At 69.3% G+C, this 15,899-nt stretch carries 18 protein-coding genes and 1 pseudogene; 3 read left to right on the top strand and 16 right to left on the bottom strand.

Annotated elements, in window-relative coordinates; all coding sequences use genetic code 11:
* Positions 1–761: 761 nt before the first annotated feature.
* The 3 genes and pseudogenes from C569_RS0128960 to C569_RS34665 form a co-directional block, all read right to left on the bottom strand.
* On the bottom strand, positions 762–1,523 hold the full coding sequence (locus C569_RS0128960; protein ID WP_026268789.1) for a transposase: 762 nt from the start codon (positions 1,521–1,523) through the stop codon (positions 762–764).
* A 112-nt stretch (positions 1,524–1,635) separates the two neighbouring features.
* A complete protein-coding gene (locus C569_RS31535) occupies positions 1,636–1,992 on the bottom strand; it encodes a transposase family protein (RefSeq protein ID WP_231394936.1) in 357 nt (118 codons plus the stop codon).
* Between the two features lie 71 nt (positions 1,993–2,063).
* A pseudogene (locus C569_RS34665) lies at positions 2,064–2,213 on the bottom strand (IS5/IS1182 family transposase); the annotation flags it as partial.
* Between the two features lie 85 nt (positions 2,214–2,298).
* Between C569_RS34665 and C569_RS0128950 the strand changes: the two are divergent.
* Together C569_RS0128950 and C569_RS31530 are read left to right on the top strand one after the other, a co-directional pair.
* Positions 2,299–2,775, top strand: a complete 477-nt coding sequence (locus C569_RS0128950; protein ID WP_018789199.1) for a hypothetical protein — start codon at positions 2,299–2,301, stop codon at positions 2,773–2,775.
* A 39-nt stretch (positions 2,776–2,814) separates the two neighbouring features.
* Positions 2,815–3,969 (top strand): MFS transporter, encoded by a 1,155-nt coding sequence (locus C569_RS31530; protein WP_018789198.1) that lies wholly within the window; start codon positions 2,815–2,817, stop codon positions 3,967–3,969.
* A 75-nt stretch (positions 3,970–4,044) separates the two neighbouring features.
* Here the strand turns inward: C569_RS31530 and C569_RS0128940 are convergent, their stop codons facing one another.
* A complete protein-coding gene (locus tag C569_RS0128940; protein WP_026268788.1) occupies positions 4,045–4,521 on the bottom strand; it encodes a hypothetical protein in 477 nt (158 codons plus the stop codon).
* A gap of 109 nt (positions 4,522–4,630) precedes the next feature.
* Here C569_RS0128940 and C569_RS0128935 point away from each other — a divergent pair, with 109 nt between their 5' ends.
* On the top strand, positions 4,631–5,806 hold the full coding sequence (locus C569_RS0128935) for a serine hydrolase domain-containing protein (RefSeq protein ID WP_018789196.1): 1,176 nt from the start codon (positions 4,631–4,633) through the stop codon (positions 5,804–5,806).
* Positions 5,807–5,981: 175 nt separating this feature from the next.
* On the opposite strand, the gene C569_RS0128930 is transcribed toward C569_RS0128935, so the two are convergent.
* From C569_RS0128930 to C569_RS31515, 12 genes are all read right to left on the bottom strand, one after another.
* A complete protein-coding gene (locus tag C569_RS0128930) occupies positions 5,982–8,270 on the bottom strand; it encodes a hypothetical protein (RefSeq protein WP_026268787.1) in 2,289 nt (762 codons plus the stop codon).
* The gene (locus C569_RS0128925; RefSeq protein ID WP_026268786.1) at positions 8,267–8,587 is read right to left on the bottom strand and encodes a helix-turn-helix transcriptional regulator; all 321 of its coding nucleotides are present in this window, start codon (positions 8,585–8,587) and stop codon (positions 8,267–8,269) included. Before C569_RS0128925 ends, C569_RS0128930 begins: the two co-directional genes overlap by 4 nt.
* The gene (locus C569_RS0128920) at positions 8,584–9,699 is read right to left on the bottom strand and encodes a tyrosine-type recombinase/integrase (protein ID WP_026268785.1); all 1,116 of its coding nucleotides are present in this window, start codon (positions 9,697–9,699) and stop codon (positions 8,584–8,586) included. The genes C569_RS0128925 and C569_RS0128920 overlap by 4 nt, the downstream gene beginning before the upstream one ends.
* A 150-nt stretch (positions 9,700–9,849) precedes the next feature.
* Positions 9,850–10,323 carry a hypothetical protein gene (locus tag C569_RS0128915; RefSeq protein WP_051090559.1) on the bottom strand — a complete coding sequence of 158 codons (474 nt, stop codon included), beginning with the start codon at positions 10,321–10,323 and terminating at the stop codon, positions 9,850–9,852.
* The gene (locus C569_RS0128910; protein ID WP_018789190.1) at positions 10,323–10,757 is read right to left on the bottom strand and encodes a hypothetical protein; all 435 of its coding nucleotides are present in this window, start codon (positions 10,755–10,757) and stop codon (positions 10,323–10,325) included. The genes C569_RS0128915 and C569_RS0128910 overlap by 1 nt, the downstream gene beginning before the upstream one ends.
* A gap of 11 nt (positions 10,758–10,768) precedes the next feature.
* Complete coding sequence (locus C569_RS0128905; protein ID WP_018789189.1) at positions 10,769–11,113, bottom strand: hypothetical protein; 345 nt, start codon at positions 11,111–11,113, stop codon at positions 10,769–10,771.
* Positions 11,110–11,580 carry a hypothetical protein gene (locus C569_RS0128900; RefSeq protein WP_018789188.1) on the bottom strand — a complete coding sequence of 157 codons (471 nt, stop codon included), beginning with the start codon at positions 11,578–11,580 and terminating at the stop codon, positions 11,110–11,112. Before C569_RS0128900 ends, C569_RS0128905 begins: the two co-directional genes overlap by 4 nt.
* Positions 11,581–11,668: 88 nt before the next feature.
* Positions 11,669–12,145: a hypothetical protein gene (locus C569_RS31525; protein ID WP_018789187.1), complete on the bottom strand. Its 477-nt coding sequence runs from the start codon at positions 12,143–12,145 to the stop codon at positions 11,669–11,671.
* A 166-nt stretch (positions 12,146–12,311) separates the two neighbouring features.
* A complete protein-coding gene (locus C569_RS0128890; RefSeq protein ID WP_018789186.1) occupies positions 12,312–13,298 on the bottom strand; it encodes a DUF932 domain-containing protein in 987 nt (328 codons plus the stop codon).
* A 176-nt stretch (positions 13,299–13,474) separates the two neighbouring features.
* Positions 13,475–14,032: a hypothetical protein gene (locus tag C569_RS34660; protein WP_018789185.1), complete on the bottom strand. Its 558-nt coding sequence runs from the start codon at positions 14,030–14,032 to the stop codon at positions 13,475–13,477.
* The gene (locus tag C569_RS34655; RefSeq protein ID WP_231394935.1) at positions 14,029–14,664 is read right to left on the bottom strand and encodes a hypothetical protein; all 636 of its coding nucleotides are present in this window, start codon (positions 14,662–14,664) and stop codon (positions 14,029–14,031) included. Before C569_RS34655 ends, C569_RS34660 begins: the two co-directional genes overlap by 4 nt.
* A gap of 77 nt (positions 14,665–14,741) precedes the next feature.
* Positions 14,742–15,599 carry a hypothetical protein gene (locus C569_RS31515; protein ID WP_018789183.1) on the bottom strand — a complete coding sequence of 286 codons (858 nt, stop codon included), beginning with the start codon at positions 15,597–15,599 and terminating at the stop codon, positions 14,742–14,744.
* Positions 15,600–15,899: the final 300 nt, after the last annotated feature.

Genomic DNA, 15,899 nt, shown 5'->3' with positions numbered 1-15,899 from the left:
CGACTACTACGAGGCCTCCGTTGCCATAGAGCTCGCGCCCGACAGGCAATCCCGCGTTCGTCTCTGTTGTACGTAGCAGCGTGACGTAGGCGCCCCACTCATCTCCTTGAACACCCTCGCTGGGCGTCGCCCCGCGCTCCGAGGGTGCGTCGGCCACGAAAGACTCCGACGCAGAGCACGGCACCGGTTTCAAACGCCGTTTCCGGTGGATGGGAACTTGCATCGACTGGAGATTAGGGTTCAGGCAATCCAGCTTTCGCCATATCACGCGGGTGTCGGCGTACAGGTTCAAGTGCACAGGCGCGTACGGCTGAATGTGCAGAGCTCGCCGTACCAGCCCGGATCCCAGAAGATCATTCAGGCCATCGACGTCCATCGAGCGTGGCCGCTGACCCTGCCCCACGCGGTCCAGCTGCGGCGTGGAGCGTGTCCCCGTGGACAGGCTCGCCTGATCTGCCCGGGTGCCGGTGAGCGTGCTGCGGCGAATCGGGACCAAGCCGACCCGCACCGCAGCCGCGCAGCGGCGAGGAGGGGAAGCGGCGCGGTAGGGCCTTTCTGGGCCAGGCGGCTGCGACGGGCAGGACTGCGTCTGCCGCAGCCGCGATCTTGAGCAGCGGTCTGTGCAAGATCAGCTGTACCCAGCTCTGCACTCCAACGAGTACCCCGACAGCGGGTCCTCCCAACGCGCCGCCCCTGGCATCTGGACCCGGCCGCCGGGCATCTCTGGCATGCTGTTGTCCCCTTCACCTTTCGGATCCAGGTCAGCCAGCCGACCCAGGAACCTCCCTTCGAGTCCCTCCCAGCTGAACTGGGGATACAACAGAGCGCCTCGCGGCGCACTTCGTGCGCTCGACCACCCACCGCTTGCCGACTTGGACCGGGGCGGGTACTCCCTTACGCGCGATCTCGGCGTCGAAGCCGATCTCGTCGAGCAGCTCCCGGGTGCGGCGGCTGTCGTAGCCGCGATCGAGGTGGGCCGTGACGTGCTCGGGCCAGTGATGGCGGAGTTGAGCGCTGCACGCTTCGAAGGTGTCGCGTAGCAGCGGCGAGTCGTGCCGGTTGGCCGGGGCGCCGGTGATCCCGAGTGGGATGCCGTAGCCGTCCACACCGGTCGAGCGTTTCATGCCGCCCTTGCCGCGGTCGACCGGTGAGCGGCCGGCCCGGTCGCCGCCACACGGCGCTTTCGTGATGGCGCCGTCGGCGCTGACGTCGGCGAGGTCCAGGCCGATCATCCGGTCATAGGCGTCCAGGGCCAGCTCATGGACCTGCTCACCGAGACCGGCGTCAGCCCACAACCGCAGACGGCGGCGGATCGTCCGGTCCGAACAGTGACCCGACGCGACCCGCTCATAGCCGGATCCATGGACCAGAGCGGCGATGGCGTGCTCGAACACGACCCGGTCCGGGATCCGTCGACGGTGGCAGCCCAACGGATGGGCCGGGTCGAACTCAGGTCGTTCAGGCCACAACGCGGCGAACTGGACCCAGACGGGTTCAAGCAACGATGATGGCAACGCAGGCACGGGACTCCATCGGTTGCAGAGCGTAGAGAACTCCGATGATCAATGGACCCGTGCCTGCTTGCCGCCCGCAGGTACCCGCATGTCCGGATCTTGGACCTATTGCCGGTCGCTCTTAATCGTAGGGCGGTGTTGTAGGTGCGGTTGTCGACCGCGAGGCGCCGGCCGTCGGCGGTTGCTTGCACGGGGTGTGGTTACCCTGGCCAGTGCCTTCGTAGCCGGAGTCTGCCAGGGTCGGCAGCCGCAGTTCGGAGGCCGTCCAGTAGAGGGCGCCGGTGACGTCCAGGCGTTGGGCGCAGGTCAGGTCGTGCAGATGTCCGGGCATCGCATCCGAGGTCCATATCGGGATCCCCTCCGGGCGCATCACGGCTTGAATATTCGCGCCGAAGTCGCGGTGTTTTTCGGAGTACCAGGCGTCGATCGTGGCTGCCCGGTTGACGAGCCGGACGGTGAAGCCCTGGTGGGCGAACACGTGCCGGATCGGGGTGGCCGCGACGGTGGGGAGTAGGGCGCCTTTAGCTCCGTCGCGGTCCTGCCACGAGGGGGCCAGGCCCACACGGTGACCAGCAGGCCGAGGGTGTCGGTCACGATGAACCGTTTACGTCGGTTGATCTTCTTTCCGGCGTCGCATCCGCGACTGTCGGTGCCGACGGTGTCCGCGCCCTTCACCGTCTGCGAGTCGATGACACCGGCCGACGGGTGCAGGTCCCGGTTGTGCGCCAGTGCCAGGGAGACCAGCGGTGCCAAGCCGGAGGCTTTGTCAACTTATCGTTGACGTATGGATGCGGTACTTGATGAGATCGCGGCGGTGCGGTCGGCGCGGGAGCGGCTCGACGAGCATGAATTGGGACTTGTCGAGCGGGCTCGCCTCGCAGGGGCGACGTGGACGGCGATCGCGGAGGCGCTCGGGGTGGCCAGTCGCCAGGCCGCACAGCAACGCCATCAGCGCCTGCTGGCGGCGCTCCGGTCGCGGCGTCACCACGCCGACCTCGACTATGCCGCTGAGCTCTCGACGTTGCGAGACGCTCTCGCCGACCTAGAACGCTGGATCAGGGTAGACCGGGTCTGGGACCGACGGTTTACCCGAGCCGCGTTGGTGCGGGCCACCGTCGCCGCTGCGGTGGAGGCACCACCAGGGGCGCTGTTCGCGCTAGCTGTGCATGTCGCCGACGACCTGGCCCATGCCGCGGAACTGCCCGCACCGGCACGGGAGGCGCTCGATCGATGTCAACGGATCATTGACAAGCGTCCGTAAGGTTGACTGCTCTAGGCTAAGCATTACAGCATCCCCAACATGGCACAGCGAAACATTGCACTGTTCCTTGCCGTCTCCGTTCTGTCCGGGTTCGGTGGCAACGCCATGGCGCTCGTTACTGGGGTCTGGCTATTCGACCTGACCGGATCGAGCAGCCTCGCCGCGCTCGCGGGCTTGGGCGTCTACACCCCGACGCTGGCCGGGCCGTGGCTGGGACGGCTGCTCGACCGGCTGCCGCGTCGGCCGGCGGTAATCGCCGTGAACCTAGCGATGGCCGGTGCGCTGCTCAGTCTGTACGCAGTGCACGGCCCGGGCGAGACCTGGTTGATCTTCGCGGTGTCCCTCGCCTACGGCATCGGCATGGTTCTGCGTGAGGCGGGCGAGACTGTGTTGCTACCGGCGGCCATCGACGTCGACCGGCTCGCCGACGTCAACGGCTGGCGCTCCAGCGCCATGGAAGGAATGAAGCTCGTCGCGCCCCTCGCAGGAGCCGGGCTTTACGCTTTAGGGGGCGGTGCGGCCGTCGCCGCGCTCAGTGCCATGACGCTCGTTGCCTCCGCGGTCCTCTACGTCGCCCTGCAGTTGACCGAACCATCGCTGCCGGAGCAGGACCGCCCGGGCATGGTCGGCGGCGTCTTCCGTAAGCGCCGCGTGCTTGCCATCACCGTGACATTGGCGGCGGTCGCGATTGCCACGTCAGGATTCCAGACAGCGGCCACCTATGCCGTCGTCACCGGGATGCTTGGCCTCCCGGCCACGTTCATCGGGGTCCTCGGCGCCACCCAGGGCGCCGGTTCGATCGCCGGTGGCCTCGTGGCCGGGCGGCTCGTTACCCGCCACGGCCCGGTTGCCGTCGGCACAGCCGGCGCAGCCATCTTCGCGCTCGCGCTGCTCGCCCGGTGCCTGCCGTGGTGGCCGGTGATGCTCGGGTCGGGTATCGCGGTCGGGATCGGGCTGCCGTGGACACTGACGGCAGCCGTCACGGCCATCCAGACGAGCGCCCCGATGGAGGCACTCGGCCGCGTCGCCGCGACCGCGAATACCGTGATGTTCGGCCCCATTGCACTTGCCATCCCGCTTGGCGCGGCAGCCGTGCACCTCGGCAGCCGCATACCGCTGATCGTCGGGGCCACGACGTGCCTCGCCACCGCCGTCGCCGCCGCCACCGCCGCCAAGGGCCGTCGCTTTCGATAACAGTCACACCAGGACAATGAAGAGCCCGCGCCGGTGGCAGGCTGACGGGCTAGCTGTTCTGGCCCTGAGGTGCCGTCAGGCGGGTGGCTTGGACGGTGCGACGTTGCGGAACCGCTCGTGCGCCGACTGCCGGCTGATGCCGAGCGCCTTGCCGATCTCGGCCCAGGAGAGCCCGGCCTCCCGGGCCGCCATCACGGCGCGTTCGATTAGCGGTCGTTGCCAGCGTTCCACCTCGGCGAGGATGCCGAGCGCCTGCAACGGCCAGGTAGTGGCCAGTTCGGCGATGTTGTCCCGGAGGGTGTCGGAGCGGCCCAGCAGCCAGCCGGGTGGAGTGGCGGCCAGGATCGGCCCGATGTGTCCGCTCCATTCGGAGGTGGCCATCCAGCGTCCCTCTTCGGCAGCCGGATAGTCGCTGGTGCCGATCCAACCGCAACTGCACCGGGCCCGGTAGCCGACGGTGCCGGCCGGCGCTGCGGCGGCGGTACTCAGCGTCCCGTTCGGTAACCGGAACCCGACGAGGTTCACGTGCCCCGGAACCATTTCCTCCGCCATCCCACAAGCATAGGCACGTCAAGAGATCCTGACGTCATGTGTCAGAATATCCTGACACCAGCGCCCGGGCTCGTCGTCGCCTGGGCCCGACACTCCTAGAGGAGAGCTCATGTCCGTGGTAAGCGGCACCGTGGCGCCGGGTTACGAGCCGGTACAGGAGGCGTTCCTGGCGAACTTCGAGACGCGGTCCGAGATCGGCGCGGCCGTCAGCATCTACCGGCACGGCCAGGAGGTGGTTCGACTCTGGGGCGGGGTCGCCGATCCCGCCACCGGCCGCGCCTGGCGGGAGAACACCCTCCAGGTCGTCTACTCCACCACCAAGAGCGTGCCCGCCGCCTGCGCGCACCTGCTGGCCCAGCGCGGGCAACTCGACCTGGACGCACCCGTCGCCGAGTACTGGCCCGAGTTCGCCGCAGCCGGCAAGGGCAGCATCCCGGTCCGTTGGCTCCTGTCCCACCAGGCAGGACTGCCGGTACTCGACCGTCCGGTTCCGCTCGCAGAGGCGTTGGCCTGGGATCCGGTCGTCGCCGCCCTAGCCGCCCAGGCACCCGCCTGGCAGCCGGGCATGGCACACGGCTACCACGCAGTCACCTACGGCTGGCTGGTCGGCGAGGTGGTCCGTCGCACTACCGGCCGCAGCCTCGGCACGTACTTCGCCGACGAGATCGCGAAACCACTCGGCCTGGACTTCTGGATCGGCCTGCCCACCACCGAGGCACACCGGGTCGCCCGGACCGTCGAGCAGCAGGTCGACTCACCCGCCTCCACCGGGGCGATATCGGAGGCGCTGCGGGAGGCGCTCGCCGCGTACACCGATCCAACCTCGTTGGCGGTCCGGTCGACGACGGTGACCGACCCGCCGCTCGACCTCACCGACCCACGTACCTGGTCGGCGGAAATCCCCTCGGTCAACGGCATCTGCACCGCCTCATCACTGGCCCGCTTCTACGCGGGCCTGATCGGCGAGGTCGACGGCATCCGGATCCTCGACGCGACCACCCTCACCGCCGCCACCCGCGAACAGGCCAGCGGAACCGACCAGGTGCTCAAGGTGTCGACCCGGCCGGCGCTCGGCTTCGGCCTGCCACTGCCGGAACAGCCCTGGTGGTCGCCTACCGCCTTCGGCTTCCCCGGCCACGGCGGCTCGCTCGGCTACGCCGACCCGGCCAGCGGCATCGCTTTCGGTTACGTGATGAACGGACTCCGCGTCACGATGGGCCCAGACCCCCGCACGACCAGCCTGATCGAGGCAGTCCGGACGATCGTGTCCCGCCAACCGGCCTGACCCCTACCGGCGGCACCCTGAACGGACCCGGCGTGGCAGAGCCGCCGGGTCCGTTTGCCTCGACCCACCAACTCAGCCCCCAGGCCCCGACCAAATGTCACCGATCCAAGCCAATTCAATTCCGCAAAAGCACCCGTCAGGCCCGCGGGACGCGTCGGAACCACGCCGGGTGAGGCTATGTCGTGTCGGTTCGGGCTTGGAGGTAGTGGGTCCAGTCGCGGCTGGTGAGGCGGTTCCACTTGTGGGTGGTGCCGGCGTTCATGCCGAGGAGGTCGGCGAGCACGGCGGCGGGAATGTCAGCGGCGAGGTCGAGCATGGCGGCGTTGCGGCCGAGGTGGGCTGTGATCCCGTTGCGGGTGAGAGTTCGGCTGAGTGCTTGCAGGGTGATTGGTGTGGTGGCTGGCCGGCCGGGGAAGAGCAGGGGCGCCTCGTGGTTGGAGAGGGCTGGGCTCGGGGCTGGCCGTCCGCGGTCGTTGATGAGCTCGGCGACGATCGCCGCGACCTTCGGTGGCAGCGGGATTGGTTGCTTGCCGAACGTGATGCCGGTTGGAGCGTCCTTGCTGAAGGTGACGTCGGTCGTGGTCAGGTTGAGCACGCGTGTGAGTGTGATGCCGAAAAGTAGGACCAGGGCACCGGCGACACGGACCTTGGTGGGCATCGTGGTGTCGTCGAGGCATCGGCGTAGCTGCGTCCAGCGCTGCTCGTCGGTGAGGAAGCGGCTGGGCAGGCTGGAGGGCCGGTTCGGAACGTCGAGCGCGGTGGTGAGGCGACGTTGGTTGGTCCATTTGATGAATGGTCGTAGGTGCCGGGCAGCTGGTCCGGTATCGATCCATTGGTCGATGTGCTGCTGGCTGATCGTTGCCAGGGTGAGGCTGTGCGTGTCGAGCCAGGCGAGGAACGCGGCGGCGGTGTGGATGTAGCGGCGGTCTTTGGCGGCGGCCTGGACGGTGCGCGGGCCGAACTGGTGGGAGCGGCGCCGGGCGCGGTGCAGCACGTGCCAGAGGCCGAACGGCTGCACGAACTGACGGTGCTCGGGGGGCAGCTCGGTGAGGGTCTGGTTAAGCCAGGTCCGGGTGCGCTCGAGATGCTCGTCGCGAGCCGGGAGCACGTCGGCGAGGATGAGCAGTTTGCGGAGGTAGTGCAGGTGCTGAGCGGCGGGGAGCTCATCGAGGAGTTCATGGCTGAGGTCATCGGGGTGGGCGGCGAGGAAGGCGAAGAGCGTGCGGGTGCGGGGCCGGCGGATCCAGGTGAGGACGGATTCGGGGCGGTCGGTGTTGGTGAGGGCGGCGCGCAGCGGTCGCAGTTGGGCCACGCTCGTGCCGTGATCATCGGTGAGGAGGTCGCTGACGCGTTCGTCGAGCACGCACCAGGCGCAGCGCCGGTTGGAGTAGGTGTGGCCGGCTCGTCCGCATCCGGTGCAGGTGTAGTCGCGTGCTCCGGCGCAGGGGCCGCAGATCCGAGCGCCACCGGCGTCGGTGCCGGTAAGCACGCGGGTCTCGGCGCAGTTCGGGCAGCGCGCTGGGTGTTTGCCGATGGTGTTATAGCAGGACGAGCAGACCGGGCCGATCGGCCAGACGGCTTGAACGGTGCGCCGTCGTTGGCAGCCGGCGCACTGACGCAGTGGACGTGGAAGGCAGCCCTCGCAACGGAACCCGCTATGAGGCGTTTTGCGGCCGGGGCGGAATCGCCCGCATCGGCTGCAGGTGCCTTCAGTGCCGCGGTAGCAGCCGTTGCACAGGTCTGGTTGGTCCGTGGTCGCGCGCCGGTCGATGAGGCGTGAGCGCCCGCATCGGCCGCAGACACGTCGTGGTCGATGCCGTTCGCGGTAGCAGGCTGGACATACCGGTCCGGCATCGGTGATCTTCTGGGTCCGTGCGGACGCGCCACAGTCGGCGCAGGCGTGCAAGGGCCTGCCGTGGGCCTGGCAGCGTTGACAGCGCAGCGAGCCGTCGTCCTTGGAGATGATCAGACGCTGGACACGGCCGCAGTGCGTGCAGGGGCCGACGCGGTCCGGGTCGGGGTTGCGGCGGCGGCAGTTGCCGCAGATCCCGGTCTGGGTGCCGGCGTGCGTGATCCGCCTGATCTCCTTGCATATCTCGCACCGGCGAACGTAACGCCGGTGCGCGCACGGAGTACAGATCCGTCCGTCGTCCTGCCGATGCGACAACACGCGCGTTCGCCGGCCGCACGCGGCACAGGCGGTTGGCGGAACGTCGTAGCCCTCGACGTCGAGGATCGCGAACAGCTTCAGCAACTGCAGCGGGCCGCTGCTGGCGGGAGTGATCCCGTGCGCGCTGAGGTGATCCTCCAAGGCCCAGAGCGACACCGGCGCCGTGACTCGCGCCGCCTCCATCGCCGCGCGAGCCGTGCTCACGGTCAGCCCCGAAACCAGGGTGGTCAGCCGGGTAACGACCCGGTCAGCGAGGAAAGGGTCAGGCTCGCGGCGTTGGCGGATGCGGGTCACGGCGCCGACTCTGGGCGGTGGATGGTGCTGCGCCGCGCGGTCGGCGCCGGCCCGCCGGCCGTTGCTGTCTTGCGGATCCGGTTCTCGGTTGCCTCGATCTCGATGAGGTCGTTGGGCTGGCAGCCCAGGATGTCGCACAGCGCGGCGAGCGTCTCCATGCTCAACCGTTGTGGCGGCTGGGTCACCAGCCGGAACACCTGCTCACGTGACAGATGAACGCCTCGCTCGGCCAGCAGTGGCACCAGCTCGGTGGTCGCGAACATGCCCCGTTCGGCCATGCGCAGCCGCAGCTGCCAACGGATCCCCATCGTCTTCACGCGCGTTCCCGCCCCCAGAGATCATTGCTGTGCTGCTTCAACTTGTGGTTGATCAAGCGGGTCCGGTACTCGTCGGATACGCCGCTGTAGATGGCGGTGGTCGAGGCGTAGGCATGTCCGACCTGGTCCTGCACGAACTTCTCCGGATACCCGAACTCGATCAAGTGCGTGACGTAGCTGTGCCGCAGGCAGTGCAGGTCCAGCTCCGGCGGCAAGCCGGCAAGGTCGCGAACCTCGGCGAGGGCGAAGTTCAGGCGGCGCAACGACATCCGGCCGCCTCGCTCGGTCACCCACAGCGCTGGATGAGCCTCGCCGACGATCCGTGGCCGGACCTCGTTGGAATACTGGTCCAGCACGGGCACGATCCAGTCCATCTCCGGGACGGTGAGCACGGTGCGCCGCTTGGGTGGACTGCCTCGCGACGACTTGCCCCACCGTACGAACACCCCACCGAACTGCCCCATCTGCTTGGCCTTCGGGTTGTGGCGGAAGTCCGACTCGTCCAGCCCGCACGCCTCAGCACGACGCAGCCCGAAGGCATACACCGTCTTGAGCATCGCCGCATCACGCAATGCCGCCATTACACCCTTGCGCTGATGCGTACTGATCTGCTCGACCCGGCCGTCGGCCGCGTCGAACAGCGCCTGCACCTCGTCGTAGGTGAGCGGCCGCCGACCCGGCTGACCGTCGAACTCCGTCACGTGCACGATCGAGTTCCATTCGTGCAGGACCTGCGCCGGCGCCCGACCAAACCGCTGCAAACACTCACCCGCCCAGCCGTACCGGGTGTCGGTGATGAAGTCGCAGAACATCCGCAACGTCGTCTGGTAGCTCCTCGCCGTCGACACGGTGATAGGCCGCGGACCGGCCGAACGCAAGTGATCGAAGAACGCCTCGACCTCGGCCGACTCCCACTCCCACGGATACTGGTTCGTGTACCGGTGAAACCGGCGCACCATCAACACCCGCCCCGCGATCGTCGACGCCTTCAGAAACCGCGTGCGCTGCTGACGCTGCCAGCCCTCCAACATCGCGTCGAAGACCGCGGTCGCTGGGTCGAGATACGCCACCCCGGACGCCAACGTCAGGTGCACTGCTCCAGCCAGATCCACCGCCCGCTCCACGTTGCACTCAACGCAACACCGATGCGCCGGTTACGCAGCCCGCGCGGCGAACGCAAACGAGCAGACAACCCTGCCAGAATGTCCCCACGGCCGCGCTGAGCCCGGAAGGTCGGAAGGTTGTATCAGATGCAACTCGGCCTATTTGTCGCGGGCCTCGATGAGGTCGGCGCAACCACCACACGCCGACCACCGCTCGCCCCACGCCTGGGTGAAGGCGTGCTCGGTGTCGGTGCGGCGCACCCGCGCCGCGCCGTGCCGAGACCGGTAATCGCTGACGCCAACGACTCGTCCGGTGACGCGGCGGTGCTCACTGAACTGATTGGCGCACCGGTAGATCCAGGCGGCGTCGGGCGCGGAGCAGAAATCACACTCGATGATCGGATCGGGGACCTCGGTAACCGGCACCGGCTCGGGGTCGTGGTCGCTGCGCTGACCGCGCTGCTCAGCAGCATGCAGGTACTGCACGACAACGCCCAGACCGTTGACGCGGATGTTGACGCCTCGCCGGCAGCGCAGACAGTACAGCGACTCCGGCATCGACGCCGAGGTCGAGCCGAGCGCACCCCGCTCGATGGGCTCCTCCGGTCGGTCAGGCTGCGGAAAATGCGGCATCACCGTTCGCCTCCAGCCTGGTCACGAGTGTTCGGCGAGCCCGGATCGGCGACGCCAGCGGTGCCGGATGGGTTGAGGGTCAGCCCGAGGCGCAGCCGGGTGAGGTCGACCAGCCGCCGGAGAAGGCTCGCGGTGCCGAGGCTCAGGTCGGGGTCATAGTCGTGGGCGATGTGGCAGGCGTCGCGCAGCGCCGCGCACGCGGCGGTGAAGGCCGCCTCCAGGGCGGCCCGGTCGTCGGCCCGGGTGCACCTGACGAGGTGATCAGCCGGGTAGGTGCGCTCGATGCCGCCGGGGAAGCGCAGGGTGTAGCGGCGCGCGTAGGTGGTGTGCGGGGTGGAGTAGGTGACGTCGGTGACAGTGCCGAGGCGGTGCTCGGTGGCGTCGGAGGGGGTGACGACGCGGGCGGTGTCGCCGCATTCCATGGAGCGGTACATCGGTGCTCCGATCAGAGGCCGGGGTTGGAGGGGTTGGTGTGGTGGTCGGTCTCGCCGTAGCCGTTGATCTCGAAGGCGATGAGCCGGTCGTCGGTCTCGGTGGTGTCGGCGTGCAGGTACAGGTCGTCAGCTCGGCGTTTGACGCCGATCGAGACGCCGTGCACGTCGAGGACGACGTAGGCGGAGCGGTCTCCGGGCTCGCCCGGGTAGACCCGCAAGTTGAGGCGGGTCAGCACCTCGACGCATACCGGATCGGCCGGGCCGAGCAGGGCGAGCGCGCCCGCGAGCTGCTGACCGTCGAGGGTGCGCTGACCGTCGCCGATGCCGTCCTCTGAGGGGTCGATCGAGGTCGTCATGCCGACTCCCCCTGCTGGCCGATCGCCTCGGGCTCCGCAGTGGAGTGTGAGGTGGGTGGGAAGGTGGCGATGGTCTCGCCTAGGACGCCGCCGCCGAGTTGGTCGGTCAGGGCCGCGAGGCCGATGAGGGCGGTGCCGAGGGCGACGGCTTGCGTCGGAGTGCAGCGCACGCGGACGCGGGAGCCGTCGCCGGTGTAGGCGCGCACCTCGACGCGGCGCCGCCGCCAGAGCGCGACGGGCAACTCGGTGTCCGGCTCGGCGATGACGGGTCCCCGCGGGGCCTCGCGCAGCGAGGCGTGCAGGTGCTCACGCCGGCGCGCGGCGATGGCCTCCCACTCCGACGCCTTCTTGCTGAGGGCGGTGCGGTCCTCGCCGGTGACGCTGGCCGCGCGAGCGTGGAAACGTTCGGCGTTGCCGGTCGCCTGCGCGAACTCGGCGGCCAGGTTGAACAGGTGTTCGGGATTCATGAGTGCTCCACGATGATGTCGAGAGGTATGGCCGGACATGCCGCGCGGCCCGGGGTGCGACCGTGGCCGCGCAGCACGCCCAAGGCGGTCAAGACTTGGCGGGTGGCCGTTCGACGGCGTTGTCCAGGGCGGTCCACGCCTCGGTGGTGCCGTCGACGAAGGGTGGTGCGGCCTTGACGTGGGGTAGGCCGGGGTCGAGCTTCTGGCCGCTGCGGTCGAGGCTGAGCGCCCCGTAAGCGGTAAGGTGCGCGCCCACGGCGAGGGCCTGCGCGCCGGTGAACAGCACGACGAGCCGGTGGGCGTCGGTGTCGTGCACGTGCAGCTCGACGTGGCCGTTGGTCAGTGGCCGGACCGGCAGGAACCGCTGCACCTGCGTCCCGTCCGGCACCGTCGCGCAGATCGCCGCACACAAGGTGGTCCACTGCTCGTTGACCAAGGCTTCCCAGTGCTCGGCGCGAGCGATCAGGTGCGCGTGTTCAGCCTCGCTGCTCGCGTGCTCGGCCATCGCGCGGGCGACCTCGGCCGCCGCGAAGTTGGCACAGACCCGGTTCGCCAAGGCGATCATCGCGGTGGAGGTGTGCCCTGGCTCGTGACGCGCCTCTACGGTCGGCACGTCCGGTGCCGGGTGGGGGGCGGCGGCGGGGTCTGTAGGGACAGCGGCGGTGCCGGCGGCGGGGTGCGCCCCGGTACCGGGGCCGGGCTCGGTGGCCCGGCCCCCGTGCCGGGCCATATCAGACCGCCAGCAGCTCGAACGCGCGGGCCTTGAGGTCCGCTCCGGCACCGGTCAGCGCCCGCGTCGCGCGGGCGAAGTCGGTCTTGGCAGGCGCGAAGTGGTCCACGTACTCGGTGATGGCCTGGTATCCGGCCCACCGGGTGCCCTTGATCGCCTTCTGCGTGTCCGCGTCCCGGATGAGGTAGCGCAGCGTAGCCGTGCGCTGTTTCGCGTTGTTCTTCGCCACGTCGGAGGCGTCGGGCGCGACAGGCCAGACCTGCGCGACGATCTTCTCGAACTCGCCCATGGCCAACGACTCGTTGATCATCTTCTCGGCCTCGGTCTCGAAGTCGGCGAACGCCTGCCACATCAGGCCGAGGGCCTGCCGGGCCTCGGCGATCTTGCTGGTGACGTTCGAGGTGTGCCGGAACGTGTACGAGCTGACCGATCGCCGGTAGGCGAGCGCCTGCGTGTTCGCGCACACGATCCGCACCGGGGTCGCGTCCAGACGCAGGGAGGCGGTGCCGTCGTGCGAGGTGGTCGCGGCGAGGTACAGGTCCATGTCGTCCACCCCGGCGATCTGCATAGCCGTGGGCAGCTTCATGGTCACGAACACGGACCGGCCCTTGCGCATCGAGCCGGCGGTCTCGAAGTGTGCCCCCGACTGGTCGACCAGGAGGTTGAGGGTCTCGGCGACCTGCTCGTTCTGGACCACGCTGTAGTCCTCGCCGACGACGCCGAGGTACTCGGTCTCGCCGGTGGCCGGGTTGGTCCGGACGGTCATGTACTTGTCGGGGCAGTCGACCTTCGTCACGCCCCGCTCGGTGACCTCGATGCCCTGGATGGCGATCTTGCGGACCTCCCAGCCGCCGAGCCACGCCTTGCTCATGACCTCCTGTGCGGTCATGCAGGCGTCGGTGACGGTGCCGAGCTGGTGCCAGGCGGTCAGCCGCGCGGAGGCGAAGGCCGTCTGACCGTTGGCGAAGGTTTCGAGTTCGTGTGCCACGGTGGCACCCCTTTCGGGTTGTGGGTGATTCGGTCCGGCGGTGCGGCCGGGGGCTGCAACCCCCGGGCCCGCGCCGTCAACAACAATGTTTCCTACCTCCACGGGTCGATCAAGGTGATCGGGTGGAGTCGATCGAGGTTTCTGCGGCGAATCTGACGCCCGCCGCCGGGCGTGGCCTACTGGGTGTCGGTGGCCGGGTGCAGCTGCCCGTCCGGGCCGTACGCGTACGCGCGGATGGTTTTGAACGGGGCCGGTAGGTAGACGGTGAATCCCTGTTCGGGGATGAATCGGGTCCGGTAGTGCCGGGTGATGCCCAACAGGTACCGGTCGGGTTTATCGCCGTGCGATCCGGGCGGGATGATGCCCGCCCCCGGACGGTCGGCACGGGCGCGACGGTGCCGCCCGATCGCAATGTGCGGGCACAGCGACAGGGCGGCGGTCATGCACTCGGGGTGCCCCGGCGGGTCGGCGTGACGCATCAGCTCGGCCGCGCGGGGCCCGCCGAGAAACGCCACCCAATAGCCCATCGGTTGGCCGCACAGTGAGCACCGGCGCTCGACGGCGAGGCGGGTCGAGGTGGTGGTGTTGATCGTGGTGAAGTCCACGTGCGACCCGCCGCCGGTTGGGTTGGGGTGGATGTTGACCGGTGGGATGGGTAGGCCGCGCCGCGCGTCGTGGGGGCGCGCGGCCAGCGCGGGCGGCAGCTCTGGCACGTCGCCGGGCGGGTGCGTCATGACCGTGCGCCCACGATGCCGGGACGGCTGTCCCTGATAACGAAACTCGGGTTGACCGCGCGCACCAGACGGGCCACCTCGTCCCACCCGGCCGCGTCGAACACGTGCACCTCGGCCGGCACCTGCGCGACCCGCAACATCGTCAGGACGTCACCGGCGCTGTCCGCGTCGTCGAACACGATCAGGAGGTCCGCGCCGAGGATCGCGTACACCCGACCGTGATCGGGCGGCCAGGACAGCGACGCGGCGCACCGGTGAGCGGCGAGCCACCGGCCGATGAGGTCGGCCGGGTCACCGTCCGCAGTGTCGGTGTCATACCCCTCGCCATCGAGCCACGCCAGGTGATCAGTGACGGTCCAATCGGGGTGAGCGAGCCATGTCTGCCGGACGGCCTGCCACAGCGTCAGCCGGGCCGGTACGCCCACCGGGTCGGCCGGTTGCGACCCGTGCGGGCCGGGCACCGGGCACAGCGGCGTGCCGTCGGTGTGTGACGCGGCAGGGCGCGCGGCGAACCCGTTCAGGGGCCAGTCACGCGGCGGCACAAGGAGGGCCGGCTGCTCGCATTCCGGGCAGCGCAGCGATCCCGGGCCGGTTGTCAGCCCGTGGTCGGGGTGATCGTGTGGGGTAGTCATCGGTCGTCCCTTCCGTTGGTTGTGGGCGTGCGGGTGCCGGGGCCGGGCGTGACGCCCGGCCCCGGCGGGGTGATCGGTCAGGCCGCGATCGGGGCGGCGGCCTCGTCGGTGCGGGCCTCGTCGGTGGTGGTGTCGTCATCGGCGGGGGTCTGCGGCCGGGTGAGGAACGCGCGCACGTCGGCGGTGGGGGCGGGCGCGTCGTCGGCGAGGGCGTAGGTTTCCGGGGCCTCGCGGGTGAGCACCAGCACCCCGGCCGTGGCCAGCTTGCGCATGCCGTTGCCGACCGCGCCGGGGCTGCGTCCGCCGATCTCACGGGCGACGGTGCCGGGGGTCACATCGTGGCCGGGGCCGAGGTCGCGCATGAACGCCTCGACCCGGTTGCGCAACTCGTTCTTGCCCAACTTCGCCGACCCGTCGCTGTTGATCTCACCGGTGGTGCGGCCGGTGCCGGTGGCACGCCGGACCGAGGGGCGGCGGATCTTGCGGGTGTGCCCGCACGTCGGGCATGTGCTGTGCGTCGGCGCGTTGGCCGGGTCCACCGCAGCGAGGTCACCGTCACCGATGATCCACAGCTCGTCGCCGTCCTCACTGACCGGCAGGCGACGCGCGGCACCGGCAACCTCCATCGCAGCGAGGACCGTGTCCCCCATCGCGACCGACAGGCCGCTCTCGTTGATCGCCGCGTCGGCGGTGATCCCGTCCGGGTGCCCACCCAACACACCCGCCATGATCAACACCTTGAGGTCGGGCTGACGCGGCCCGACCGGCGCACCCGACACGGGAACGGCAGACACCGGGGCCTCGGGCAGCGTCTGCGCCTCTGCCGCACCGTCGTCCGACATCACGCTGTCGGCCGAGCTCGCCTCGTCGGCCACATCCGGCGTCGCGTCGTCAGCCGTCCTCGCGTCGTCGGTCGAGGTCGCCTCGTCGGCCACGTCGCAGGGCGGTTGCAAGTTCCGGGGTTGTGTGGCTGGTCGGGTTGTGACCGGTTGGGGTGTATAGCAGGGCAGGCACGGGCTTCGTGATCATTGTGGTGTCGAAGCCAGATGATCACGAGGTGGCCCGTGCCTGCTGCTGCATCTTCTCCCATCCCTGCTGTGCTGGTGAAGCTGGGGCCGTTGGACACCGGCCGGATCGCCGACCTGCGGCCTTACCTCGACTTGGTGCCCGATCCGCGTTCTCGGCGGGGTCGGTGGTACTCGCTGACCGCGATCCTGCTGGTGTGCGCCTGTGGG

The organism is Micromonospora sp. CNB394 (genome assembly GCF_000374985.1).
Classification (GTDB): Bacteria; Actinomycetota; Actinomycetes; order Mycobacteriales; family Micromonosporaceae; genus Micromonospora; species Micromonospora marina.
This window is presented reverse-complemented; position numbering and strand designations above follow the sequence as displayed.

Excerpts from the sequence above, each read along its gene's own strand:
- C569_RS0128950 (WP_018789199.1), top strand. The coding sequence starts at position 2,299 with ATGGATGCGGTACTTGATGAGATCGCGGCGGTGCGGTCGGCGCGGGAG.
- C569_RS31530 (WP_018789198.1), top strand. The coding sequence starts at position 2,815 with ATGGCACAGCGAAACATTGCACTGTTCCTTGCCGTCTCCGTTCTGTCC.
- C569_RS0128940 (WP_026268788.1), bottom strand. The coding sequence starts at position 4,521 with ATGGCGGAGGAAATGGTTCCGGGGCACGTGAACCTCGTCGGGTTCCGG.
- C569_RS0128935 (WP_018789196.1), top strand. The coding sequence starts at position 4,631 with ATGTCCGTGGTAAGCGGCACCGTGGCGCCGGGTTACGAGCCGGTACAG.
- C569_RS0128915 (WP_051090559.1), bottom strand. The coding sequence starts at position 10,323 with ATGCCGCATTTTCCGCAGCCTGACCGACCGGAGGAGCCCATCGAGCGG.
- C569_RS0128910 (WP_018789190.1), bottom strand. The coding sequence starts at position 10,757 with ATGTACCGCTCCATGGAATGCGGCGACACCGCCCGCGTCGTCACCCCC.
- C569_RS0128905 (WP_018789189.1), bottom strand. The coding sequence starts at position 11,113 with ATGACGACCTCGATCGACCCCTCAGAGGACGGCATCGGCGACGGTCAG.
- C569_RS0128900 (WP_018789188.1), bottom strand. The coding sequence starts at position 11,580 with ATGAATCCCGAACACCTGTTCAACCTGGCCGCCGAGTTCGCGCAGGCG.
- C569_RS31525 (WP_018789187.1), bottom strand. The coding sequence starts at position 12,145 with ATGATCGCCTTGGCGAACCGGGTCTGTGCCAACTTCGCGGCGGCCGAG.
- C569_RS34660 (WP_018789185.1), bottom strand. The coding sequence starts at position 14,032 with ATGACGCACCCGCCCGGCGACGTGCCAGAGCTGCCGCCCGCGCTGGCC.
- C569_RS34655 (WP_231394935.1), bottom strand. The coding sequence starts at position 14,664 with ATGACTACCCCACACGATCACCCCGACCACGGGCTGACAACCGGCCCG.